This window comes from Nocardia sp. Marseille-Q1738 (assembly GCF_965283145.1).
Genome location: NZ_CBDIMS010000007.1, coordinates 270,117 through 295,119 on the forward strand (window position 1 = coordinate 270,117; position 25,003 = coordinate 295,119).

The window sequence follows — 25,003 nt, forward strand, 5'->3', positions numbered from 1 at the left end:
CCTCGACGTCGGCGCGATTCGCCGGGCCACGATCCGCGAGCAGCCGTGCTGGCCGCCCACACCGCGCGGTCACATCGGCGACGGCAACCGCGAACAGCGCGAACGCAACGCGGAGTGGTCCACCCCGCGCTCGTCGACCGCATAGCCATGCTCGGGCCGACTCGCCGTCGTGGTTCACGCACCGATGCGAGGGCCCGGTTTGCGAAGCGCAACATCGCGATTCCGCGTGGATGGACCGAACAATGCCGTGTCCCAACCTCTTCTGATAACGCCCACCGGACGGTATGTTCTTCGGACGAACCGGACACGGGGGCGGCACATGGAAAGAGCACGATGAGGATCTCCCACTTCACCGCGACGGCACTGATCACATTGGCGGCCACCGCGATCACCACGACTGTCGCGTACGCGCAGCCCGCGCCCGACGACGCTCCGCTCGACTTGAGCGGCTCGTTCCACCAGGTCGCCTACCAGGTCGCCGCGACCGATGACCGGCGCGCGGCCGTGGCCACCATCCAGGACGGGAGGTTCGAGCTCACCCACGACGATCGCGTGGTGACCGTCTCCGACCGGGACGGCAAGGTCGTCGCGGCGCTGCCGATGGCATTGCGCGTCGGGGAACAACGCGTGGCACTGCGTCCGATAGTCGAGGACGCGGGCCACCGGCTCACCCTCGCACCAACCGGGCTGACCGACGCACCGCTGCGCGATGTCAGCGCGCAGGAGCGGTTCTACGCCGAGGCCGAGAAAGCCATGCCTTCGATCCTCACCGGCGCGGGGATCGGCGCGGCCATCGGCTTCGTCCTCGGATTTCCGCTCGGCCTGTTCGTGCTCGACTTCATCACGGTGCCCGCCGCCGCGGTCGCGGGCGCCGCGATCGGCGCTATGGCCGGATTCGTCGTAGGCGGCGGACAGCCCGCCGTCGACGCGGCACTGGAGTATGTGACCGCGCCTTAGTCGAGCTGGTCGGCGGAGGTCAGCTTCTGCGTCCCGATCACGCGCAGCAGATCCAGTTTCTCGGCCGCGTCGGTGCCGGGACGCGGAAGGTAGACCAGCAGGCGCTGCGCGGCGTTCGGGGTGAGCAACGTTTCGCACACGGTGTCGATCAGGCCGACCTGCGGATGCAGGATGCGCTTGGTGTCCGAAAGACGCACCGCCACTTCGTGTTCGTCCCAGAGCCGGTCGAACTCCGCGCTCGCGGAACGTAATTCGGCGACGAACTCGGTGACGTCCGCGTCGCCCGCACGGCGAGCGGCCGTGGCACGCAGGTCGGCGACGTGCTGGCGGCCGAGCCGATCCCAGTCCTCCGCCGGGAAGATCGCGCGGGAGGAGATATCGGTGAACCAGCGGTAGGCGTAGTACCGGTCCCAGCCCCGCCGCTCGGCATGATCGCCGACGAGCAGGGTGTGCATCCGGTTCTGCACCAGCACCTCGCCCAGGTCGGTGACGACGGTGGCGGCGGTGTCGTCCAGCTTCGCCAGCAGGTGCATCAGGCCGGGACCGACGTGTTTGTCGGCCGGCTCGCGTCCCGTCGGCGTGTGGTCGCACAGATGGTAGAGGTAGTCGCGTTCGTCGCTGGTGAAACGCAGAGCGCGCGCGAGCGCGGCGAGCACCTGGGTGGACGGACGCGGGCCGCGTGATTGCTCCAAACGGGTGTAGTAGTCGGTCGACATGCCCGCCAGCAGCGCGACCTCGTCGCGGCGCAGGCCGGGCGTGCGCCGCCGGACGCCGGGCGGCAGCCCCACGTCGGCGGGCGTGAGCTGCTCACGGCGGCGGCGCAGGAAATCGGCGAGTTCGACGCGGTCCATGCCACCACTGTCCTCCCGAACGCCCGCCTCAGCCAGGGATCGCCACTCCCCCGATAAACGATCTCTCCCGCACCGGGTCCGCGCAGGTCAGGCTGGTGCTATGACGACAAAGGCGAGCAACGAAGTACGACTCGGGACGACCGGCCCCACGGTGAGCCGCATCGGCCTCGGCGCGATGGGCATGTCCGGCATGTACGGCGCGGCCGACGACGCCGAGTCGACCGCGACCATCCACGCGGCGCTGGACTCCGGCGTCAACCTGATCGATACCGGCGATTTCTACGGGGCCGGACACAACGAGATGCTGATCGGCAAGGCCATCGCCGAACGCCCACGCGAGGACGTAGTGCTGAGCGTGAAATTCGGCGCGCTGCGCGGCCCCGGCGGCACCTGGGGCGGTGTGGACAACCGCCCGGAGGCGCTGCGCAACTTCCTGGGCTACAGCCTGCAACGGCTCGGCGTCGACTACGTCGACATCTACCGGCCCGCCCGGCTCGACCCGAACGTCCCGATCGAGGACACCGTCGGCGCCATCGCCGAACTGATCGAGGCGGGCTATGTCCGCCACATCGGCTTGTCGGAGGTCGGGGTGGACACCATCCGCCGCGCCGCCGCCGTCCATCCGATCTCGGACTTGCAGATCGAATACTCACTGATCTCGCGTGGTATCGAGGCGGAGATTCTCCCGGTCTGCCGAGAACTCGGTATCGGCATCACGGCCTACGGCGTACTCTCGCGCGGTCTGCTCAGCGATTCGATCCGGCCCGGTACCACCTTCGACGCCAACGACTTCCGCGCGCACAGCCCGCGCTTCCAAGGCGAGAACCTGGACCGGAATCTCGAACTGGTCCGCGCGCTGGGCGAAATCGCCACGCGCAAGGACGTCTCGGTCGCGCAACTGGCTATCGCCTGGGCACTGACCCGCGGCGACGACATCGTGCCGGTCATCGGCGCTCGCAAACGCACGCGCTGGGCGGAAACCGTAGGAGCGCTCGACATCTCACTAACCGACGCCGAACTGTCCGCCATCGAGTCGGCCGTCCCTGCCGACCGAGTCGCTGGAGAGCGCTACGCGACCGCACAGATGGCACTGCTCGACAGCGAACGCTGATATCGCTGGACTCCCCACCACTCGATCACTGGGTAATCTGTTCGCTGCAGAAGGAGGGGAGTCCCGAATCAATGGATGACGTCAGCGCGCGGGCGCTCGAAATCAAGCGACTCAACGAACAACTCGCCGCAGTGCGCGGCGCGGCGCGGTCGGTGGACGGCAGCGTCAGCATAGAAACCGACGTCAGCGGCCGCATCACCGACCTCTACCTCGCCGACTACGCGATGGAGAACGGTCCGGACCGACTGGCCGCACTCATCATCGATCGCCATCGAGCCGCACTGGACAACGCCAATGCGGAAGCGACGCGGATCTTCGATGCGCCCGCGGACAACCCGGCACCGATTGACGAGCCAGTGGCGACCGAACCTGCCCTGGAGTGGACGCCGTCCCATCTCAGACGCGACGACACCTACCAGAACAATCAGTGGCGCGAGCCCTCCGACTGGGATCGGAGGCGCTGATGTTCAACGTCGACCCAGCGCGGATGCGGGAGCTGGCAAAAGACGTGCGGACGAACGCGGACACACTCGCGGGCAAGGCGCCGATCGCGCTGGACAGCCGCCAGCGGGTGCGGCCGAGTATGAAACTCTCCAATTTCGCGACCAAGATCGAAGAAGTCTTGCAAGCGATGGACACGGTTGTCGCCTACCACGTTCGTCAGTTGCGTGACTGCTGTGACGAAATCGACCGGCAGGCAACTGTGTATGAAAGCGTTGATCAGCATCGCGCTGCGGGTTTGAACAGGCACGGGCAATGAGTGGCGTACAACTGCTGAAGATTACCGACGTGCTCGGGTGGAATATCCAGCCCGCAAAGGACACCGCCGCCAAGGTGCTCGCAGCGGCCAAGGATGTAGAGCAAGAGGCCACCGCCGCCGAGAACAAGATCGATCGCTCCCGAGACTATTACGACAGCGATGCTGGGGAAGCCGCGCGGGTACGCGGCCGCAAGGATCGCGACGAGACCTTCAGCACCGCCGACGTGCTCGAGGCGATGGGCAAGATGATCAGCTCGCTGAGCGATGACATCGAGGCCAACATCAGAACCATACGAGAGAAGAAGAAGGAAGCCGAGGATTCCCGCTGGAACCTTTTCGTACAGGAAGACGGCGAGGTCTTGTCCCACGATTCCAACTGGGAGACGACCAAGAAGTACTTTCCATTCGGCGGCCCCGCCGTTGCCGCGAAAGAGTTGCAGATCACTCAGCTGTCCAGTGCCATACAGGGCGCGCTGCGTAACATCCAGCGCGACGATCAGGAGGGTGCCGAGAAGTTCGTCCGTTTGATCGAAACGTTGCCCGATGCGGTGAAACAAGGCCTCGCCCTGGTGCCGGGCGATCCCGAACTCGCGAAGATACTGACCGACTATCAAACGGATGTGTCCGAAGGTGAGCCGCAGCTATGGCCGCTCGGATTGGAACTCGAAGCTTTCCGCGCCTTCAAGCCCGGATTCAACCCGTCACTCATGACATCCGAAGAGATCGACGCGATGAAGAAACTGTTCCTGACCCAGGGACCGCTGGCCTGCATCGAACACGGACAGCTCGCGGAAGCCGCGAGAGATGCCGCGAAAGAGGTCTTCCCGGCTTCCGTGGACGACGGCCACGGTGATGCCTTCCGGCACGCGTATTGGAACGCCCTGATGACTCAGAAATATGGCGAGGATTGGACGACGGAGTTCGCCACGGCGCACGAGAAGAGTGGGGGCAACACACCGCAGCGTGAGGCGATGGACCTGTACAACAACGAACTCGGTCGCAAAGTCGCGCTCGCCCACCCCAATGCGTCGCCAGACGAATTGAAGGACCTGATCCGGAACGAGATCAACAACGGAAACGCGATCATCATCGAAAGCAAGAACCTCGACAACTCGACGAAGCCTTCTCAGATCACGTGGAGCAATGTGGTCAGTGAAGCACAAACCGGGCCACCGCCCGGCGTCGGAGTCCCGCTACCAGGAAAGAAGTGACAGCCGATGATCACAGCACGGCGAATGATATCGATTCTGTTGGCGATCATGGCCATGTCGGTCAGTACGGGTTGCGGGTTTCTCCTCCCCTCGAATGAATCCGATTCCGAAGCACACTGCGCGAACGTCTTCAGCATGTCATCGAGCGAGGAACCGCTGGGTTCTACGATCGGATTCACTCGGGCGGCAATGAAAGCCGCGACGGGGACGGAACCCGTCTCCCTGGCTGACATTGCCCGCGAGGCCGGGTGGAACGATGGCTGGGACCGAATGGTCGACGTGCCAGAGGAGATAACGGCAGAGGAGCTGAACAGGAGAGCGAACACCCCAGCCAACTGCTGGAAGAGCCTTCCCCAACCATTCAACAGCGACGGAGAAGGCCCGCCTAACGGCTTCTACCTGTTCCTCTTGGGCGACAAGCCCATTCAGACGGTGAACTGGTACTACGGCCACGACCAAGCCTTCGATTTCCGGGGCCAGGATGCGATCTACCCGACCACCGTCCTGACCCCCTGGGCAGGCCAACTCCGTCCTACACCATGAATCAACAAGGCCGGTAGCAACTTCCAAGAGCCCACAGCACTTCGGCCCCCACTCCGAAACGGAGCGGGGGCCGAATGCTGTCACAGCTGACGGATTACCGGTAGTCGCTGAAACCGTAGTCGTCCAGCGGAACCGCGGCGCCGGTCGGGGCGCCGAAGCCCTCCGGGCTGTAGTAGGTGTCGTCGTAGGACGGCACCGCGTACGCCGCGGCACGGGCCTCTTCGGTCGGCTGCACCTGGATGTTCCGGTAGCGGTTGATACCGGTACCGGCCGGGATCAGCTTACCGATGATCACGTTCTCCTTGAGGCCGATGAGCTTGTCGGAGCGGCAGTTGATCGCCGCGTCCGTCAGGACTCGGGTGGTCTCCTGGAAGGACGCCGCCGACAGCCACGAGTCGGTGGCCAGCGACGCCTTGGTGATACCCATCAGCACCGGGCGACCCGCCGCGGGCTCGTTGCCCTCGGCGACGACGCGGCGGTTGGAGGCCTCGAACTCGGCCCGCTCGGTGAGCGAGCCGGGCAAGAACTCCGTCGCACCCGAGTCGATGATGGTCACGCGACGCAGCATCTGACGCACGATCACCTCGATGTGCTTGTCGTGGATCGACACACCCTGCGAGCGGTAGACCTCCTGGACCTCGTGGACCAGGTGGACCTGAACCTGGCGGGGGCCCATGATGCGCAGCACCTCGTGCGGATCCGCCGCGCCCTCCAGCAGCTGCTGGCCGACCTCGACGTGGTCACCGTCCGAGAGCAGACGCTCGGTGCCGTCGTCGTGCTTGAACACCCGCAGACGCTGCCGCTTCGAGAGCTTGTCGTAGACAACCTCTTCGCCACCGTCATCCGGGATGATGGTGATCTTGTAGAAGCGATCGTCGTCCTCCAGCCGCACGCGACCGGAGACCTCGGCGATGGGCGCCTTGCCCTTCGGCACACGCGCCTCGAACAGCTCCTGCACACGGGGCAGACCGCCGGTGATGTCGTCACCCGCGACACCACCCTGGTGGAAGGTACGCATGGTCAGCTGGGTACCGGGCTCACCGATGGACTGCGCGGCGACGATACCGACGGCCTCACCGATGTCGACCAGCTTGCCGGTCGCCATGGAGCGGCCGTAGCAGGTCGCGCACACGCCGGTGCCGGTGGTGCAGGTCAGCACGGAGCGGACCTTCACCTCGGTGATGCCCGCCTCCAGCAGCGCCTCGAGCGCCGGGTCGCCGAGGTCGGCGCCCTTCGCCACGATGACGTTGCCCTGCGCGTCGATCGCGTCGGCCGCGAGCGTGCGCGCATAGGTGGACGTCTCCACGTGCGCGTCGCGGATGATCGAGCCGTCGAGCAGCTTCTCCGCGATCGGCACCACGATGCCGCGCTCGGTGCCACAGTCGTGCTCGCGCACGATGACGTCCTGCGACACGTCCACCAGACGACGGGTCAGGTAACCCGAGTCGGCGGTACGCAGCGCGGTGTCGGCCAGACCCTTACGGGCACCGTGGGTGTTGATGAAGTACTCCAGAACCGTCAGGCCCTCACGGAAGGAGGACTTGATCGGCCGCGGGATGAACTCACCCTTGGGGTTCGTCACCAGGCCCTTCATACCGGCGAGGGTACGGGTCTGGGTGAAGTTACCCGTGGCGCCCGAGTCGACGATCGTGATGATCGGGTTGTCGGCCGGGTAGTGCGCGCGCAGCGCCTTACCGACCTCCTCGGTCGCCTCCTGCCAGATCTTGACCAGGGCGTTGTTGCGCTCCTGGTGATCGAGCGCACCACGCTGGTACTTCTTCTCGATCTGATCCGACTGCGCCTCGTAGCGCTCCATGATCTCGGCCTTCTCCGGCGGCACGAGCACGTCGGACATGGAGACCGTCACGCCGGAACGCGTGGCCCAGTAGAAGCCGGCGTCCTTGAGCTTGTCGACGGTCTGCGCGACCACGATCATCGGGTAGCGCTCGGCGAGATCGTTGATGATCGTCGCCTGACGCTTCTTCGGCATCTGCTCGTTGATGAACGGGTAGTCCACGGGCAGCAGCTCGTTGAACAGCACCCGGCCCAGCGTGGTCTCCGTGGTCCACGCGTCGCCACGGCGCCAGCCCTCGGGGAACAGCGCCGCCTCGACGTCCTTCGGCGGACGCTGGTCGGTCAGCCGGACCTTGATCAGCGAACGCACGGTGAGCTCACCGCGGTCCACCGCCATCTGCGCCTCGGCCGGCGAGGAGTACACGCCCTGCTCCGGAGCGTCCTTGGTGGCCGGCTGGTAGGAACCCTTCGCGCCGTCTTCCAGGCGGGTCAGGTAGTACAGGCCGGTCACCATGTCCAGACGCGGCATGGCCAGCGGCCGGCCCGAGGCGGGCGACAGGATGTTGTTCGACGACAGCATCAGCACGCGTGCCTCGGCCTGCGCCTCCGCCGACAGCGGCAGGTGCACGGCCATCTGGTCACCGTCGAAGTCGGCGTTGAACGCCTCACAGACCAGCGGGTGCAGCTGGATGGCCTTGCCTTCCACCAGCTGCGGCTCGAAGGCCTGGATACCGAGGCGGTGCAGGGTGGGCGCGCGGTTGAGCAGCACGGGGTGTTCGGCGATGACCTCTTCGAGGACGTCCCACACCTGCGGCCGCTGCCGCTCCACCATGCGCTTGGCCGACTTGATGTTCTGCGCGTGGTTCAGATCGACCAGGCGCTTCATCACGAACGGCTTGAACAGCTCCAGCGCCATCAGCTTGGGCAGACCGCACTGGTGCAGCTTCAGCTGCGGACCGACGACGATGACCGAACGGCCCGAGTAGTCGACGCGCTTACCGAGCAGGTTCTGGCGGAAGCGGCCCTGCTTGCCCTTGAGCAGGTCGGACAGCGACTTGAGCGGACGGTTGCCCGGCCCGGTGACCGGACGGCCGCGGCGGCCGTTGTCGAACAGCGCGTCGACGGACTCCTGCAGCATCCGCTTCTCGTTGTTGACGATGATCTCGGGCGCGCCGAGGTCGATCAGTCGCTTGAGGCGGTTGTTGCGGTTGATCACGCGACGGTACAAGTCGTTCAGGTCGGAGGTGGCGAAGCGGCCACCGTCGAGCTGAACCATCGGCCGCAGCTCCGGCGGGATCACCGGAACGGCGTCGAGCACCATGCCCATCGGCGAGTTGCCGTTGGTCTGGAAAGCCGCGACGACCTTGAGCCGCTTGAGCGCGCGCAGCTTCTTCTGGCCCTTGCCGGTGCGGATGGTCTCGCGCAGCGACTCGGCCTCGGCCTCGATGTCGAAGTTCTCCATCAGCTTCTGGATGGACTCCGCGCCCATCGCGCCGGTGAAGTACTCGCCGTAGCGGTCGACCAGCTCGCGGTAGAGCACCTCGTCGACGATGAGCTGCTTGGGCGCCAGCTTGGTGAAGGTGTTCCAGATCTCCTCCAGCCGGTCCAGCTCGCGCTGGGCCCGGTCGCGGAGCTGGCGCATCTCGCGCTCGCCGCCGTCCTTGACCTTGCGGCGGACGTCGGACTTGGCGCCTTCGGCCTCCAACTCGGCCAGGTCGGCCTCGAGCTTCTGGGCGCGGGCCTCGAGGTCGGCGTCACGCTGGTCGGCGACCGCCTTCTTCTCGACCTCCATCTCGGCCTCGAGCGTGGACAGCTCGTTGTGCCGCAGCTCCTCGTCGACCGCCACGATGACGTAGGCGGCGAAGTAGATGATCTTTTCCAGATCCTTCGGCGCCAGGTCGAGCAGGTAACCGAGGCGCGAGGGCACGCCCTTGAAGTACCAGATGTGGGTGACCGGAGCGGCCAGCTCGATGTGGCCCATCCGCTCGCGGCGCACCTTGGCGCGAGTCACCTCGACGCCACAGCGCTCACAGATGATGCCCTTGAAGCGGACGCGCTTGTACTTGCCGCAGTAGCACTCCCAGTCCCGGGTGGGACCGAAGATCTTCTCGCAGAACAGGCCGTCCTTCTCCGGCTTGAGCGTGCGGTAGTTGATGGTCTCCGGCTTCTTCACCTCACCGTAGGACCACTGACGGATGTCGTCGGCGGTGGCAAGGCCGATCCGGAGTTCATCGAAGAAGTTGACGTCTAGCACGTAACTTCCTTTCCCCTGTGCGGGTCGAATTCGAGCAAAAGTTCACTAGTTGGGTAATCCGTTGCGGAGGCCGGATGCCGTGCGATGACGGCATCCGGCCGGCCGCCTAGTTCGCCAGATCGTCGACGGTGGCCGCTTCGTTCCTGGACAGGTTGATGCCCAGGTTGGCCGCCGCACGCTCCAGGTCCTCGTCCTCGCCTTCCCGCAGCTCGATCGCGGCGCCGTCGGAGGACAGCACCTCGACGTTGAGGCACAGCGACTGGAGTTCCTTGAGCAAGACCTTGAACGACTCCGGAATGCCCGGCTCCGGGATGTTCTCGCCCTTGACGATCGCCTCGTAGACCTTCACACGACCGACCACGTCGTCGGACTTGATGGTCAGCAGCTCCTGCAGCGTGTACGCCGCACCGTAGGCCTGCATGGCCCAGCACTCCATCTCACCGAAGCGCTGACCACCGAACTGCGCCTTACCACCCAGCGGCTGCTGGGTGATCATCGAGTACGGACCGGTCGAACGCGCGTGGATCTTGTCGTCGACCAAGTGGTGCAACTTCAGGATGTACATGTAGCCGACCGCCACCGGGTACGGGAACGGCTCGCCGGAACGTCCGTCGAACAGCGTGGCCTTGCCGTCGTCGTTGACCATGCGCTCGCCGTCGCGGTTGGGCAGCGTCGAGCTCAGCAGCCCGGTCAGCTCCTCCTCGCGCGCGCCGTCGAAGACGGGCGTGGCGATGTTCGAGTCGGCCGGAGCGGCCAGCATCTCCTCCGGCAGCGCCTGCGCCCAATCGGGGCGGGTGCCGTCGGTGGCGACGTCGACATTCCAGCCGGCCTTGCCGATCCAGCCCAGATGGGTTTCCAGGATCTGGCCGATGTTCATACGACGCGGCACACCATGGGTGTTCAGGATGATGTCCACCGGGGTGCCGTCGGGCAGGAACGGCATGTCCTCGGTCGGCAGGATCTTGCCGATCACACCCTTGTTGCCGTGCCGGCCGGCCAGCTTGTCACCGTCCTGGATCTTGCGCTTCTGCGCCACATACACCCGCACCAACTCGTTCACACCCGGCGGCAGATCATCATCGTCCTCCCGGGAGAACACCCGGATACCGATCACCTTGCCGGACTCACCGTGCGGCACCTTCAACGACGTATCACGCACCTCACGCGCCTTCTCACCGAAGATCGCACGCAGCAACCGCTCCTCCGGAGTCAGCTCGGTCTCACCCTTCGGAGTCACCTTCCCGACCAGAATGTCGCCGTCCCGCACCTCCGCACCGATACGCACGATGCCACGCTCATCCAAATCGGCCAGCACCTCATCGGAGACATTCGGAATATCCCGAGTGATCTCCTCAGCACCCAGCTTCGTGTCACGCGCGTCGATCTCGTGCTCCTCGATATGAATCGAAGTCAGCACATCCTCTTCCACCAGCCGCTGCGACAGGATGATCGCATCCTCGTAGTTGTGACCCTCCCACGGCATGATCGCCACGAGCAGGTTCTTACCCAACGCCATCTCACCGTTATCGGTGCACGGACCATCAGCCAGAACCTGACCGGCCTCCACCCGCTGACCCTCATCCACGATCGGACGCTGGTTCGAGCAGGTGCCCTGGTTCGAGCGGTTGAACTTGCGCATCCGGTAGGACTTGCGCGTGCCATCGTCGGCCATCACGGTGACGTAGTCGGCGGAAACCTCCTCGACCACACCCGGCTTCTCGTTCACCACGACGTCGCCCGCGTCCACGGCGGCGCGCAGTTCCATGCCGGTGCCGACGATCGGCGCTTCGGAACGGATCAGCGGCACAGCCTGACGCTGCATGTTCGCACCCATCAGGGCGCGGTTGGCGTCGTCGTGCTCGAGGAACGGAATCATCGCGGTCGCGACCGACACCATCTGACGCGGGGAGACGTCCATGAAGTCGACCTCGCTGGCGGCGACGAGCTCGTTCTCCTCGTTGCCGCGGCGGCACAGCACGCGCTCCTCGAGGAAGCGGCCGTCCGGGCCGACCGGCGAGTTGGCCTGGGCGCGGACGTGGCGGTCCTCCTCGTCGGCGGTCAGGTAGACCACCTCGTCGGTGACCCGGCCGTCGACGACCCTGCGGTACGGCGTCTCGATGAAGCCGAACGGGTTGACCCGCGCGTACACCGACAGCGAGCCGATCAGGCCGATGTTCGGGCCTTCCGGGGTCTCGATCGGGCACATGCGGCCGTAGTGCGACGGGTGCACGTCACGGACTTCCAGACCGGCGCGCTCACGGGACAAACCACCCGGGCCGAGCGCCGACAAGCGGCGCTTGTGGGTGAGGCCCGACAGCGGGTTGTTCTGGTCCATGAACTGCGACAGCTGCGAGGTTCCGAAGAACTCCTTGATCGCGGCCACGACCGGGCGGATGTTGATCAGGGTCTGCGGCGTGATCGCCTCGACGTCCTGCGTCGTCATCCGCTCGCGGACCACGCGCTCCATGCGGGAGAGGCCGACCCGGATCTGGTTCTGGATCAGCTCGCCGACAGTGCGCAGTCGACGGTTGCCGAAGTGGTCGATGTCGTCCACTTCCACCGGCACCTCGACGCCGCCGGGGGCGGTCATGGTCTTGTCGCCCGAGTGCAGGCGGACCAGGTACTCGATGGTGTTGACGATGTCTTCCCTGGTCAGCACCGAACCGACAACCTGCTCGCCCAAGTGGATGCCGAGCTTCTTGTTGATCTTGTACCGGCCGACGCGCGCCAGGTCGTAGCGCTTCTCCTTGAAGAAGAGGTTCTCCAGCAGGGTCTGCGCCGACTCCTTGGTCGGCGGCTCGCCCGGACGCAGCTTGCGGTAGATGTCCAGCAGCGCCTCGTCCTGGCCCGCGGTGTTGTCCTTCTCCAGGGTCGACATCATGATCTCGGAGAAGCCGAAGCGCTCGACGATCTCCTCGGTGGTCCACCCCAGCGCCTTGAGCAGCACCGTGACCGGCTGGCGACGCTTGCGGTCGATGCGCACACCTACGGTGTCGCGCTTGTCCACGTCGAACTCCAGCCACGCGCCGCGGCTCGGGATGACGCGCACGCTGTGCAGGTCCTTCTCCGTGCCCTTGTCGACGCTGTGGTCGAAGTAGACACCCGGCGAACGCACCAGCTGCGAGACGACCACACGCTCGGTGCCGTTGATGATGAACGTGCCCTTGTCGGTCATCATCGGGAAATCACCCATGAAGACCGTCTGGCTCTTGATCTCACCGGTGTTGTTGTTGATGAACTCCGCCGTCACGAACAGCGGAGCCGCGTAGGTCATGTCCTTGTCTTTGCACTCGTCGATCGAGGCCTTGACCTCTTCGAAGCGCGGATCGGAGAAGGACAGGGACATGGAGCCGGAGAAGTCCTCGATCGGGGAGAGCTCCTCGAGCACCTCCTCGAGGCCTCCGACTAGGCCGACGTCGCCGCGAGCGGCCGCACGCTCGCGCCAATCCGGCGAACCGATCAACCAGGCGAACGATTCCGTTTGTAGATCGAGAAGTCCGGGCACCTCCAAGGGCTCACGGATCTTCGCGAAAGACACCCGGGATGGAGCTCCGGGGATTCCGGCAACTGCCTTGGTCTGGGTGGAGACTGCCAAGATGCGTCCTTCCAGCACCTCACGCGCGTCGCGTGGTGGGTCCGCGACCGTCGCTTGTCTGCTACGAATTCCGCTGGTTACAACCCGAACGAAACTCGAACAGGCAACAACGGAAGTAACACCGGAAGGGTGAACTTACGTGTGCAAATCGAGGTATGGACAGGAGGCAGCCAGCGCAACGTCCAAACCTACACCCATGTACACGGAGGTGTCAAAGTACCACCCGTGTGATCCTCCACGTGGCTGGCGCGCCGGGCCGAATTCGCTGGCCGCGTCCGGTGCCGCAATGCGCTGAAAGCCACTGTGACAGCTGCCGCTGTTGTGAATAGCGTGACGGGTCGGGCGAAACTCGTCAAGTGGCAGGCCCGGCCGAGACCCTAGCGAGATCGCCTGCCGCGCTGGGTCATCCCGGGCGATCCGCCGGACTTCACTGGTCGACGATGTCGCTGGCCAGCCAGCGACCGTCCACCTTCTGCATGTGCAGGACGACGGGACCGGCGACGCTCTGCTGCGCCACGCCGTTCTTGGTGGCGCTCACTACCAAATTGACCAGCAGCTCCGCGCGATCGTCGGTGAGCAACGTCACGGCGATCGGGTCGGCCTTGGCGTCGGCGCTGGTCTGCGCCTGTTTGACCGCCGAAATGGTGGTTTCGGCGTACTTGTCCAGGTCGGCGAGCATCTTTCCGGTGAGCACCTGCTTCGCGGTGTCCCGGTAGCCGTCGATGTTCTTCACGTCGTAGGCGTAGACGGTCCGCAGCGCGTGGTCGGCGGCCGCGCGCACCTCTTGGGTGGCCTCGTTGTTCACGTACGCCTGGTTCGAGGTGTCCACGCCGGGCCGCTGGGCGGCGAGCCATCCGAAGGCGCCCAGCACCAGCGCGGCGACCAGCAATCCCGCGACGACACCCCAGCGCGGACGTACGGCCTCTCGGCGGTCGTCCGCCTTCCACGCCAGCATCCCGCGCAATCGCGATAGTCCGGCCTTCTCCTCGCGCTGCTCGGCGCGGGAGGCACCCGATGCCCCGGCGGGCCGGGAAACGCCCGCCACGCGCGGCTTACGGCCCGGTGCGGTGCGCTCGGTCCGGGGCGTCGCGGTGCGCGACGGCTGTTCGGCGGCTGGGCGGCGCTTGGAGGTGACCCGGTTGACCGGTCGGCGAGACGTCATGGAACTCCTCCTACGATCCCGGCTTCGGTGCGGCGGGCTGATCCCCCGCGGGCGCGGGCGACTGCTGGCCGGGTCCACCGCTCAGCAGCACCGGCTGGCCGAGCGAGGAGATCTGCTCGGCCTTCCACACCTCGCCGTCCTTGGCCACGTCGACGGTCCAGCTGTAGCGGTACTCCGCGGGCGGCTTGTCCTTGGGCTGCTCCGTCACCCGCAGCACGACCAGCGCCGACGCCTTGTCCTGCTCGCTGTTGAGCGAAGTCAGGGCGGCGCCGAGCACCTTCGAGGTCATTCCGACCCCGCTCTGCTGGGCCAGCTTCTCCGCCTGGTCCTTGTTCTTCGTAGCCGAGTCCAGCAGCGCGCCGGTCATCGACGACCTGGCCAGCGCGAGCGAGCCGGACACGTCATCGAGGTTCATCGACGTCATGTTCAGCGCGGCCTGGCGTGCGGCGTCCAGGGCGGTGTCGCGCGCGTCGGCACGCGGGCCGTCGGTGAGCGCAACACGAACCCAGCCCGCGCCGAACCATGCGGCGGCGACCAGGGCGACCACCAGCAGCGCGGCCGCGCCGGCGAACGCCACCCGGCCGAGCACCGACACGGCGCCGGAGCGCTGCTCCGCGGCCTCGGTCCGGTCCTCCGCGGATGCGGCGGCGGGAGCGTCGACCGGCTCCACAGTCGCTTCCGCCGAGGCCTCCGCGGCCTCCGGCGCTTCCTGCGCGGTATCACTCACGCGAGCCACCCTAACGTCATTGCTCCTGGTCACCGCTTCGGCGTGACTCCAAGCAGGGTCGACAGCTGCACGGCGACCGGAGTCAGGTTCAGCTTTTCCGGATCGGTCTTGGGATTGTCGTCCCAGGGCTGCACAATCGCCGGATCGGCGAGCTCGGCGCGTTCGCCACCCCGGACGGCGGTCGGATTACCGAAGGGCACAAGGCACTTGGCGTCTTTGTTGAACGGGAACTCGTCGCGCGTGTCGTCGAAATCCGGGTTCTGCGCCTTCATCTGTTCGAGGATCCGATACGTGCCCTCGTAGCCCACGGTACAAGCGGGCGGATTGTTGGTCTCCAGCACCAAACCGAAGTGGCTGGTGCTGTCACCCGGCGCGGTGGAGGACCCGCCGATCGACAGCTGGGGAAGGAACTGCAGCAGCGGTCGTATGGCATAGAACTTCGGCGAGATCGTCTGCAGCGTCAAGCGCAGGTTCGCCAAGTCCTGGGTGAGCGCGCCGCCGCTCTCATCGATCAGCGCGCCGATCTGCTCACCCGCGTCGGTTCCGGTGCCGATCAGCCTGCGCACGTCGGGATCGCTGGAGCGCAACTGGGCGGTGAGCTTGTCCAGACCGTCGCTGAACTCGCGGATGGCGGCGGACTGCTCGGCTTGGGTGCCGAGCGCGATCCTGCCGTCCCGGATCAGCTGGATGGTCTGCGGCAGCGTCGCGTGGAAGGTCTCGGTGAACTGGTTCAGCGATTCGATCAGCACCTGCAGATCGTCACCCTTGCCGTCGAACGCCTTGCCGAGTTCACGCACCGTGGTGTTGAGCGCGTTCAGATCCACCGATCGGGTGAAATTGTCCACACTGGCCACCAACTGCTCGACCGGAACCGGCGTGGTCACCGAGGTGATCACCGAGTTGTCGTGCAGATACGGGCCCGCGTCCGAGGTGGGTTGCAGATCGAGGTATTGCTCGCCGATCGCGGATCGGTTGGCCACCACGGCTTTCGCCGAGGCCGGGATATCCGGCGAACTCGAATCGATGATCAGGTTCATCACCACGCCGTCGTCGGTGAGCTCGAGCTCTCCGACCCTGCCGACCGGAACGCCGCGGTAGGTCACCTCGGCGCCTTGGTAAAGACCGCCCGTATGTTCCGCCCGCACGTGGACGGTGTAGAAACCGAATCCGAACATCTGGTCGAGCCGGATGTACCTCGCACCGACGTAGACCACGCCGATCACTGCGATCACCACGAAAGCGATCAGCTGCCACCGCACCAGACGTGTCACCGCGGACCACTCCCTACGCCGAGTTGCTCGAGGATCGCCCCGACCGGACCCGCGGGAACGCCCGGCGCGGGCGGCTGCGCCATGAGCGGCGGCAGCGGCAGGATCGACACCGTCGGCCAGCCCGGCCGCGGGCCGTTGCCGCCGTAGTACGGGTTCGTCGGGTCCACCGGCACCGGCGGACCGAGCGGTGGGATGTAGACCGGATCCGGTTTGCCCACGCCCAGATTGCTGAGCGTGACGCCGATCTGCTGGTCCACCGACAGCCAGGTGTTGACCTGCCCGCCGAAGGTGCTCTCCAGCGCGGAGTCGGGGAACGGATAGGTCGGAATCAGCGGGAACGCGCTCACCAGATCCGGCGCCGAGCGCCCGAGTTCCTGCAGGGTGGGCCGCAGCGCGGTGAGATCGCGGATCAGGTCCTCCTTCGAGGTGTTCAGCACGTCGAAGCCGGCTTGGCCGAGCCGGTCCAGCTGGGCGAGCAGGCCGATCAGTTGCGGTCGCTGCTCTTCCAGGATCCTGATGCCCTCGGGCAGCTGCTCGAGAATCTTGCCGATCTGCTCGGTCTGCGTGCTGACCCTGCTGCTGAGCACATCGAGGCCGTCCAGCGCCCTTGTGATGTCGTCCACCTGGTCGTTCAGGCCGTTGATCAGCGTGTTCGCCTGCTCGATCAGCGAGCGCACGCGATCCTCGCGACCCCCGAAGGTGTTGTTCAACTCGGTGACGATCGGCTGCAACTGCGCCACACCGCCGCCGTTGAGCAGCAGCGACAGCGCGCCGAGCACCTGCTCGATCTCGGTGGCGTGCCTGGTGCGGTCGAGCGGGATCACCGAGCCGTCGCCCAGGCGGCGCGGATCCGGGTCGGCGGCGGGGCGGGACAGCTCGATGAACTTCTCACCGAGCAGATTCGACTGCCTGACCTCGGCGCGCGCGTTCGCGGGCAGGTCCACCGACGACTGCACCAGGGTGCGCACGGTCGCGGTCCACTGGTCCTCGCCGATGGTGATCTCCTCGACCCGGCCGACCGGCACGCCGTCGACCTTGACCGCCGACTGCGGCACCAAGTCGAGTACATCGTCGAACTGGATGTCGATATGGATCGGGTGCTCGCCGACATCGGCGCCACCGGGCAGCGGCACGCTGTAGATACCGTCGGCGGCGCATGAGGTGACCAGCGCGGCGGACATGCCGAGCGCCAGCGCGGCGCCGAGACCCCGTGCGAAGGAACGGATTCGGGCGGTCATCGGTCTCCTCCCTGCGACGGCGGAAGCCGATCCGACTCGGTCCCGGGCACCGTGCCCGGCACCGGGTCGCGCTGCTGGTTCTCGCCGCTGAGAATGCCGAACGGCAGGATCAGCGTCGGGGTCTTCACTCCGGCGGTGATCTGGTCGGTGATTTCCTTGCAGTGGTCGAGAATCGGCCGCATCTGCCTGCCGAGCGCCTCGAACTTGGGGTCGCCGGGCATCAGCTTGGACAGGTCGAGCATCTTGCACACCACGCCGAACGGGTCCTGCAGGTCGGTGAAGTTGGCGCGCATGTCGAGGGTGCCGGATTCGGCGTTGTGCACGTTGATCAGATTGCTCAGCGCCAACGGAAGCACCGGCAGCAGGGCGGCCAGATCGTTGCGTTGATCGGACAGCGTCTTGGTGAGCGTGGTCAGCCCTTCGGCATTGCTCGCGATCAGATCCCGGTTGTCGTCGATGAAGCGGGCAACGTCACCCAGCGCAATCGACAGCAAATGCAATGCGGCGCCGAGATCTTCGCGTTCGTCGGCCAGGAACGTGGACAAGTCGGCCAGCTGAACATTGAACTGCCGCACCTGCTGATCGTTCTGCGCCAGCATGGTGACGAAGGCTTGCAGATTCTTGATCGTGTCGAAGATATCCCCACGAGCGTCCGACAGGTACCGTGCCGCCCGCGACAACTGGGTGAGGCTGTTGGCCAGCGCCTCGCCATTGCCGGCCAGGTTCGCCGCGCCGGTGCGCACGAGTTCGTTCACCGCGCCATCGGCGTTGGCTCCCTTGGGACCCAACGCGTCCGACAGCTCGGTGATGCTCTTGTACAGTTCGTCCACTTCGACGGGGGTAACCGTGCGGTCGCGCGGAATGGTCCCGTTGCGCGGCATCTTCGGTCCGTCTTTGTAGACCGGGGTCAGCTGGATGTAGCGGTCCGACACGATCGACGGCGTGATCTGCGCGGCCCGCGCGCCCGCGGGCACGTCGTACTTGCGATCCACGCTCATGACGATCTTGACCTGGTCGCCCTGCGGCTCCACCGAATCCACCGAGCCGACCGGCACACCGAGAATGCGCACGTCCGAGCCTTCGTAGATGCCGACCGAGCGATCGAAGTACGCGGTGATCTTGGTGGTGGTCAGCCGGTTGAACAGCCACCACAGCACTACGGCCACCAGCACGGCAAGAACGACGACCAACGCGATGGCCACCTTGCCGCCGCGGCCGGAATTGCGCACCGCTCCGACGGGATCGCTGCGCCAGTTCTCCGCCACGTCAGTTACCTCCCAGGGTGCGAACCGGCGGACGGTAGCCGGGGATCTCGGGCAGCGCGGGCGGAATCAGGTTGACGATCACCGCGTCGAACCAGCGGCCGGTGCCGAGCACGTTGGCGTAGAGGCCGTAGAAGGGCGCCGCGAGTTCCAATGTCTTGGAGATGTTCTGCTGGTTGGCGTTGAGCAGATCGATCGAGGCGCGCAGGTTGGTCAGCGCGGGCCCGATCTGCTCCTCGTTGTCGTGCACCAGCGCGGTCAGCTCCGCCGACACCGTCTTGGCGCCGTCCAGCAGCTGTGCGATGGACCGCTGGCGGATGTTCAGCTCGGCGAGCAACTGACCGCCCGAGGCCAGCAGCCGCTCGAACTCGGCGTTGCGGTCGGCGAGGATCTGGGTGGTCTGCCTGGTCGCGGCGAACAGCTTCTTCAGCTCCTGGTCACGTTTGGCCAGTGTCTCCGACAGCCGGGCCACACCGTCGATGGAGCCGCGGATCTCCGGCGGCGTCGTCTCGAACGCCTCTGACAGCACGCGCATGCTGGTGGCCAACTGCGCGGTGTCGATCTGGTCGATAGTGCGGGCCGCGTCGGTGAACGCGTCCACCACATCGTACGGAGAAACCGTGCGCGACAGCGGAATCCGCGTATCCGGGTCGGCGGGCTTCGACCCCCTCGGGTCCAGCGCCAGGTACTTCTGCCCGAGCAGGGTCTTGATCTGGATGGACGCGGTGGTCTCGTTGCCGATCCACGCGTCCCGGGTGCGGAAGTCCACGACGACGCGGTCGCCGTCGAGCCGGACATCGGACACCGAACCGACCTTGACGCCCGCGATCCGGACTTCGTTGCCCCTCTTCAGGCCCGCGGCCTCGGTGAACTCCGCGGTGTACTTGGTGCCCGCCCCGATAATGGGCAGCCGGTCGAGGAAGAACGCCGACACCGTCACCAGCAGCACGATCGCGATGCCGAGCACGCCCATGAACGCCGGGCTGCGTTTGCCGAGCAGGTTGCGATCTTCCATCAGCGAGCCCTCCCCTGGCAGCGGGGCGCCGCGTTGGTGTACAGCGGCTGGTTGATCGTCGGCATCCCGGCGGGCAGGTTGAGCTGCGGCGCGTCGACCGCGCCCGGCCCGACGACGATATCGATGCCACACAGATAGAACTGGAACCAGGAGCCGTAGCTACCGGCGCGGCCGAGCTTTTCCATCTTGATCGGCAGGTTGTACAGCGCCTCGTTCACCTCGTCCTGGCGTTCGTCGAGGGTGCCGGTCAGCTGGCTCAGGCCCGCGATCGAGCCTTGCAGCGTCGGACGGACCGGCACCAGCAGGTCGGACGTGGCCGAGGTCAGGTCGGCGAGCGAGGTCACCGAGCGCCCGATGGTGTCGCGTTCCGCGGCGAGTCCGCTGATCAGCGCCTCGGTGTTCACGATCAACTGGTCGAACTGGTCGTCGCGCTGGTTGACCGTGTCCAGCACGGCGGTCAGGTTACGGGTCAGCTCACCGATCACGGCATCCTTGTCCGCGATCTTGTTGGTCAGATTCGCCGTGGTCGCGACCAGATCGTGGATCGTGCCCTGCTCGCCCTGGAAGACCTGGATGATCTCGAAGGACAGCTTGTTCACATCCTCGGCGGTCAGCGTGCGGAACAGCGGACGGAAGCCGTTGAACAGGGTAGTGAGGTTCAACGCGGGCCTGGTTCGCTCCAACGGGATGGTGGCGCCCTCGGTCAGCTTGCGGCCCTGCGCCCCGGTGCCTTGCTCCAAGGCGATGTAGCGCTGGCCGACCAAGTTGCGGTACTTGATCGTCGCGGTGGTCGAGGCGGGCAACCAGTCCCGGTCGGTGAGATCGAACTTCACCTCGGCCACACGCTTGTCCACGATCGACACATCGGTGACCTTGCCGACCCGCACGCCCGCGATGCGCACCTCGTCACCGCGATTGAGCGCGGTGACGTCGGTGAATCTGGCCTTGAACCCGGTACCGCCGCGGCTGTAGTTGGCGATGGACAATCCGAGCATGGTGGTCACGAACAAGGTCACCACCACGAAGATGATCAGCTTGGCCAGCGGTCCGCCCAGGCCACGCAACGGCTGCCTCATCGCACGCTCACCTCACTTCCGCGGAACGCAGGCGCACCGGCCCGGGTCACCCAGCCCGGCACCTGATCCGGCGCGACACCATTGGCCGCGCCGTAGATCGCGCCGAGCGACTGCTGCTCCATCGGGGAACCGGCGATCGTGGGCATCTCGCTCGCCGGGTAGACGCCGAACTGCGGCGGCTCCAGCTTGCCGATCTCCTGGTCACCGGGGTTGCGGCTGGGCACAGCGTAGGAGCCGTCGTTGTTCGGACCGCCGGTGTACTGGCCGGGGTCGACGCCCAACGGCATCTCGGGGATACACCACGGTCCCCTGGTGTCCAGCCAGCGCGGTTCGTCCTGGTTCGGCAGGTACTTGCCGCGAGTATTGGTCAGCTCGATGGTGACCCGCGAGCCGGGCCGATCGGTGCCCTTGCCGAAGATCTTGTCGATGCGCGGCTTCAACTGCGCGAAGTTCGCCAGCGAGCAGGCGTAGTTCGGCGAGTAGTAGGCCAGCTGCTCGAGTGCCGGACGGGAGTCGGCGGCCACGTCGATGATGTTGTCGCGGTTGGCGATCAGGAAATCGGCGGTGGTCGCCGAGGTCGGCGTCAGGGTCGCGTAGAGCACATCGATGTCGGTGCGCCGCTGCACGATCGTCGCGTTCGTGGTGCGCAGGTTGTCCAGCGCCTGGATCAGCTGCGGGGCCGCGTCGGAGTACGTGGCGGCCACCTCGGCGAAACTGCGCAGGTCGGCCTGCAGATCGGGAAGCACGCCGTTGACCTGGCGGAAGATCTCGTCCAGCCGGTCCAGGCTCTGACCGAGCGCGAGGCCTTGACCGGACAGGGCCTGGGACAGTGCGCCCAGGGTGGCGGCGAGGTCTTGCGGCGGAATCGCCTGCAGCAGCGGCAGCAGGTCATCGAGCAGCTTGCTCAGCTCGATGGCGTTGCCGCTGACGTCCTGGTGCAGCGTCACGCCGTCGGTCAGATGCTTCGGACTCGGGTCCTCCGGGATCACCAGGTCCACATAGCGCTCGCCGAACAGCGTCTTGGGCAGCAGCCGCGCGGTCGCGTTGACCGGAATCTGTTGCGCCTTGTCCGGATCGATGGCCAGGCTCAGCGTCACCTCGCCGCCCTCGGAACGGCTCGAGCGCACCTCGCCGACGGTGACGCCGCGGGCCTTCACGTCCGCGTTGCGGGTCAGCGCGTTGCCCACGGTGTCGGTGATCAGATCGACCTGCACGGTCCGCACGAACTGCTTGTTGTAGATCGCGACCGTCGTCCACAGGAATAGCGCCACCACCGCGAAGAACGCGATGCCGAGCACCCTGACGCGCAGTTTCTCCGTCGAACGCCAGGTCTGCACCCCGCGGGTCATCCGGCCACCCGCACCGTGGTCGTGGTGCCCCAGATGGCGAGGCTGAGGAAGAAGTCGAGGATGTTCACCAGCACGATCGCGGCGCGGACCGCGCGACCGACCGCGACGCCGACGCCCGCGGGTCCGCCGGTGGCGTGGAAGCCGTAGTAGCAGTGCACCATGATGATCACGAAGGCGAAGACCAGCACTTTGAGGAACGAATAGAGGACGTCCTCCGGTGGCAGGAACAAACTGAAGTAGTGGTCATAGGACCCGCTGGACTGCCCGCTGAACCAGATGCTGACCATTCGGGAGGCGAGGAACGTGCCGAGCAGGCCCACGATGTACAGCGGGATCACCGCGAGGAATCCGGCGATCACGCGGCTGGTGACCAGGAATGGAATGCCGGGGACCGCCATCACCTCGAGCGCGTCGATCTCCTCGGAGATCCGCATGGCGCCCAGCTGTGCGGTGAAACCGCAGCCGACCGTCGCCGACAGCGCCAGCGCGGCGACCAGCGGTGCGATCTCGCGGGTATTGATGTAGGCGGTGAGGAAGCCGGTGAGCGCCGAGCTGCCGAGTGCGTCGAGCGCCTTGAAGCCCTGCAGGCCGACGACGACGCCGACCGAGCCGGACATGAACACGATGACGCCGATGGTTCCGCCGATCACCGCTAGCGCGCCGGTGCCGAAGGTGACTTCGGCGAGCAGCCGCATGACCTCCTTGCGGTAGTGCACGGCGGTGCGCGGGATCCAGGCGATGGTCCGGGAGTAGAACGACATCTGGTCGCCCGCGCGATCGATGACGTTGAGCGGCATGCGGATGACTTCTCCGGCCCGGCGCATCGACCTTGCGACCGGGGTGCGGTATGACGTGGCCATCGATCAGGAGCCCTTGGCCGGGACGACTTGCAGGTACACCAGGGTCAGGATGAGATTCACGAAGAACAGCACCATGAACGTGATCACCACGGATTGGTTCACCGCGTCACCGACTCCTTTCGGACCCCCTTTGGGATGCAACCCCTTGTACGCGGCGATCACACCGGCGATGAGGCCGAACACCGCTGCCTTGATCTCGCCGATCCACAGGTCCGGCAGCTGCGCGAGCGCGGAGAACGACGCCAGGTAGGCGCCGGGCGTTCCGCCTTGCAGCAGCACGTTGAAGAAGTAGCCGCCCGCGATGCCGACCACCGACACCAGGCCGTTGAGCAGCAACGCCACCAGCATCATGCCGATCACGCGCGGTACGACGAGCTTTCGCACCGGATCGACACCGAGCACCTCCATGGCATCGATTTCCTCGCGGATGGTGCGTGAGCCGAGATCGGCGGCCACCGCCGACCCGGCCGCGCCCGCGATGATCAGCGCCGTGACGACCGGAGCGGCCTGCTGGACGGTAGCCAGCACACTGGTCGCGCCGGTGAACGATTCGGCGCCGAGTTGTTTGATCAGCGAGCCGGTTTGCAATGCCACGACCGCGCCGAACGGAATCGCGACCAGTGCGCTGGGCAGGATCGAAACACTCGCGATGAACCACGACTGCTCGATGAACTCCCGCCACTCGAAGGGCCGGCGGAACGTCTTGCGGAGGACGTCGATGAACAGCGCAAAGATGTTGCCGGCCTGGGCAAACCCCGACTCCAGTGGAGTTCGCAATCGCGCCAGGGTGGAATTCACGATCGCAGATGTTACCCGTTAGTTGTGTTGGGTCGCACGGTGGCGTCGTACGCGCCGCCCTGGTAATTCGCCAGGTCGCCGCTGTTATACGCCATCACCTGCGTGTCGTCGTTCTCGGCAAGTGATTCGCGAATCGCGACCTGAGCCGCGTGCGGCAGCGTGTGCATGATCTCCCGGACGCGCTCTTTACGCCGCAGCACCGCCTGACGCACCGGCATGCCCGGCGTGGCCTTCATCTGCGGGATGATGCCCTCGACCTCTTCGGCGCCGCCGTGGTGGTGACCGGCGTCGACCAGCGCCTGCTCGCGCGCCATCTGGGCCTCGTCCTTCTCCTCGGACATGCCGATCGGGCCGATCATGCGGCCGTTGAGGAACTGCTTGACCACCGGCTCCTCCGACGTCAGCAACACCTCACGCGGGCCGAACATCACCAACTGGCGGCGGAACAGCATGCCGATGTTGTCCGGCACCGTCCGGGCCAGGTTGATGTTGTGTGTGACGATCAGGATCGTGGCGTCGATCTGCGCGTTGATGTCGATCAGCAACTGCGACAGATACGACGTGCGCACCGGATCCAGACCCGAGTCCGGCTCATCGACCAGGATGATCTGCGGATCCAGCACCAGCGCGCGGGCCAGCCCGGCACGCTTGCGCATACCACCGGAAATCTCACCCGGGAGCTTGCCCTCGGCCCCGAGCAGACCGGTCAGCTCCAGCTTCTCCATAACGATCTTCTTGATCTCGGATTCGCTCTTCTTGGTGTGCTCGCGCAACGGGAACGCCACGTTGTCGAACAGATTCATCGACCCGAACAGCGCACCATCCTGAAACAGCACGCCGAACAGCTTGCGAATCTCGTACAGCTCCTTGTTGGAGCAGGTGGTGATATCCGTGCCGTCGATGTAGATGGAGCCGCGCTCCGGACGCAACAGACCGATCAGCGACTTCAGGAACACCGACTTACCGGTACCCGACGGGCCCAGCAGCGCGCTCACCTCGCCCGACGGCAACGTCAGAGACACGTCCTGCCAAATTCGCTGCGAACCGAAGGACTTGGTTACACCCTCGGTCCTGACCTCGACGCCCACGCCAACCTCCACAATTCTCAGCGAGCTGCCCACCGGCGGAACCGCGCGCTCGGTCATCGCGGTGTGTCACGTCACAGTGGG

General features: G+C 65.9%; 20 protein-coding genes. 6 read left to right on the forward strand and 14 right to left on the reverse strand.

Going from position 1 to position 25,003, the window contains the following annotated elements:
• Nucleotides 1-333 precede the first annotated feature (333 nt).
• Nucleotides 334-957 (forward strand): hypothetical protein, encoded by a 624-nt coding sequence (locus tag ACWPXK_RS24495; protein WP_454198508.1) that lies wholly within the window; start codon nt 334-336, stop codon nt 955-957.
• On the opposite strand, the gene ACWPXK_RS24500 is transcribed toward ACWPXK_RS24495, so the two are convergent.
• On the reverse strand, nt 954-1,808 hold the full coding sequence (locus ACWPXK_RS24500; RefSeq protein ID WP_454198509.1) for a helix-turn-helix transcriptional regulator: 855 nt from the start codon (nt 1,806-1,808) through the stop codon (nt 954-956). The two genes, ACWPXK_RS24495 and ACWPXK_RS24500, sit on opposite strands and share 4 nt — an antisense overlap.
• Before the next feature lie 100 nt (nt 1,809-1,908).
• On the opposite strand from ACWPXK_RS24500, the gene ACWPXK_RS24505 reads away from it, so the two are divergent.
• From ACWPXK_RS24505 to ACWPXK_RS24525, 5 genes are all read left to right on the forward strand, one after another.
• Entirely contained in the window at nt 1,909-2,919 is a 1,011-nt protein-coding gene (locus ACWPXK_RS24505; protein WP_454198510.1) for an aldo/keto reductase, read from the forward strand.
• A 71-nt stretch (nt 2,920-2,990) separates the two neighbouring features.
• Nucleotides 2,991-3,383, forward strand: coding sequence for a YbaB/EbfC family nucleoid-associated protein (locus tag ACWPXK_RS24510; protein WP_454198511.1), 393 nt, complete (start codon nt 2,991-2,993; stop codon nt 3,381-3,383).
• A complete protein-coding gene (locus ACWPXK_RS24515; protein WP_454198512.1) occupies nt 3,383-3,679 on the forward strand; it encodes a hypothetical protein in 297 nt (98 codons plus the stop codon). Before ACWPXK_RS24510 ends, ACWPXK_RS24515 begins: the two co-directional genes overlap by 1 nt.
• Nucleotides 3,676-4,890, forward strand: coding sequence for a DUF6973 domain-containing protein (locus ACWPXK_RS24520; protein WP_454198513.1), 1,215 nt, complete (start codon nt 3,676-3,678; stop codon nt 4,888-4,890). Before ACWPXK_RS24515 ends, ACWPXK_RS24520 begins: the two co-directional genes overlap by 4 nt.
• A gap of 6 nt (nt 4,891-4,896) precedes the next feature.
• Complete coding sequence (locus ACWPXK_RS24525) at nt 4,897-5,433, forward strand: hypothetical protein (protein WP_454198514.1); 537 nt, start codon at nt 4,897-4,899, stop codon at nt 5,431-5,433.
• A gap of 94 nt (nt 5,434-5,527) precedes the next feature.
• Here ACWPXK_RS24525 and ACWPXK_RS24530 read toward each other — a convergent pair whose 3' ends face one another.
• From ACWPXK_RS24530 to ACWPXK_RS24590, 13 genes are all read right to left on the reverse strand, one after another.
• Nucleotides 5,528-9,481: a DNA-directed RNA polymerase subunit beta' gene (locus ACWPXK_RS24530; RefSeq protein WP_454198515.1), complete on the reverse strand. Its 3,954-nt coding sequence runs from the start codon at nt 9,479-9,481 to the stop codon at nt 5,528-5,530.
• Nucleotides 9,482-9,587: 106 nt separating this feature from the next.
• Nucleotides 9,588-13,094: a DNA-directed RNA polymerase subunit beta gene (gene rpoB, locus ACWPXK_RS24535; protein ID WP_454198516.1), complete on the reverse strand. Its 3,507-nt coding sequence runs from the start codon at nt 13,092-13,094 to the stop codon at nt 9,588-9,590.
• 409 nt (nt 13,095-13,503) lie between these two features.
• Nucleotides 13,504-14,238 (reverse strand): hypothetical protein, encoded by a 735-nt coding sequence (locus tag ACWPXK_RS24540; protein WP_454198517.1) that lies wholly within the window; start codon nt 14,236-14,238, stop codon nt 13,504-13,506.
• A 10-nt stretch (nt 14,239-14,248) separates the two neighbouring features.
• Nucleotides 14,249-14,965 (reverse strand): hypothetical protein, encoded by a 717-nt coding sequence (locus ACWPXK_RS24545; protein ID WP_454198518.1) that lies wholly within the window; start codon nt 14,963-14,965, stop codon nt 14,249-14,251.
• A gap of 29 nt (nt 14,966-14,994) precedes the next feature.
• Nucleotides 14,995-16,236: an MCE family protein gene (locus tag ACWPXK_RS24550; protein ID WP_454198519.1), complete on the reverse strand. Its 1,242-nt coding sequence runs from the start codon at nt 16,234-16,236 to the stop codon at nt 14,995-14,997.
• Nucleotides 16,233-17,474: an MCE family protein gene (locus tag ACWPXK_RS24555; RefSeq protein ID WP_454198520.1), complete on the reverse strand. Its 1,242-nt coding sequence runs from the start codon at nt 17,472-17,474 to the stop codon at nt 16,233-16,235. The genes ACWPXK_RS24550 and ACWPXK_RS24555 overlap by 4 nt, the downstream gene beginning before the upstream one ends.
• A complete protein-coding gene (locus tag ACWPXK_RS24560) occupies nt 17,471-18,703 on the reverse strand; it encodes an MCE family protein (protein WP_454198589.1) in 1,233 nt (410 codons plus the stop codon). The genes ACWPXK_RS24555 and ACWPXK_RS24560 overlap by 4 nt, the downstream gene beginning before the upstream one ends.
• A gap of 37 nt (nt 18,704-18,740) precedes the next feature.
• Entirely contained in the window at nt 18,741-19,736 is a 996-nt protein-coding gene (locus ACWPXK_RS24565; protein ID WP_454198590.1) for an MCE family protein, read from the reverse strand.
• Between the two features lie 14 nt (nt 19,737-19,750).
• Entirely contained in the window at nt 19,751-20,827 is a 1,077-nt protein-coding gene (locus ACWPXK_RS24570) for an MCE family protein (protein WP_454198521.1), read from the reverse strand.
• Nucleotides 20,824-22,176 (reverse strand): MCE family protein, encoded by a 1,353-nt coding sequence (locus tag ACWPXK_RS24575; RefSeq protein WP_454198522.1) that lies wholly within the window; start codon nt 22,174-22,176, stop codon nt 20,824-20,826. Before ACWPXK_RS24575 ends, ACWPXK_RS24570 begins: the two co-directional genes overlap by 4 nt.
• Nucleotides 22,173-23,000, reverse strand: coding sequence for an MlaE family ABC transporter permease (locus ACWPXK_RS24580; RefSeq protein WP_454198591.1), 828 nt, complete (start codon nt 22,998-23,000; stop codon nt 22,173-22,175). Before ACWPXK_RS24580 ends, ACWPXK_RS24575 begins: the two co-directional genes overlap by 4 nt.
• A gap of 39 nt (nt 23,001-23,039) precedes the next feature.
• Complete coding sequence (locus ACWPXK_RS24585) at nt 23,040-23,834, reverse strand: MlaE family ABC transporter permease (protein ID WP_454198523.1); 795 nt, start codon at nt 23,832-23,834, stop codon at nt 23,040-23,042.
• Between the two features lie 11 nt (nt 23,835-23,845).
• The gene (locus ACWPXK_RS24590) at nt 23,846-24,979 is read right to left on the reverse strand and encodes an ABC transporter ATP-binding protein (protein ID WP_454198524.1); all 1,134 of its coding nucleotides are present in this window, start codon (nt 24,977-24,979) and stop codon (nt 23,846-23,848) included.
• Nucleotides 24,980-25,003 lie beyond the last annotated feature (24 nt).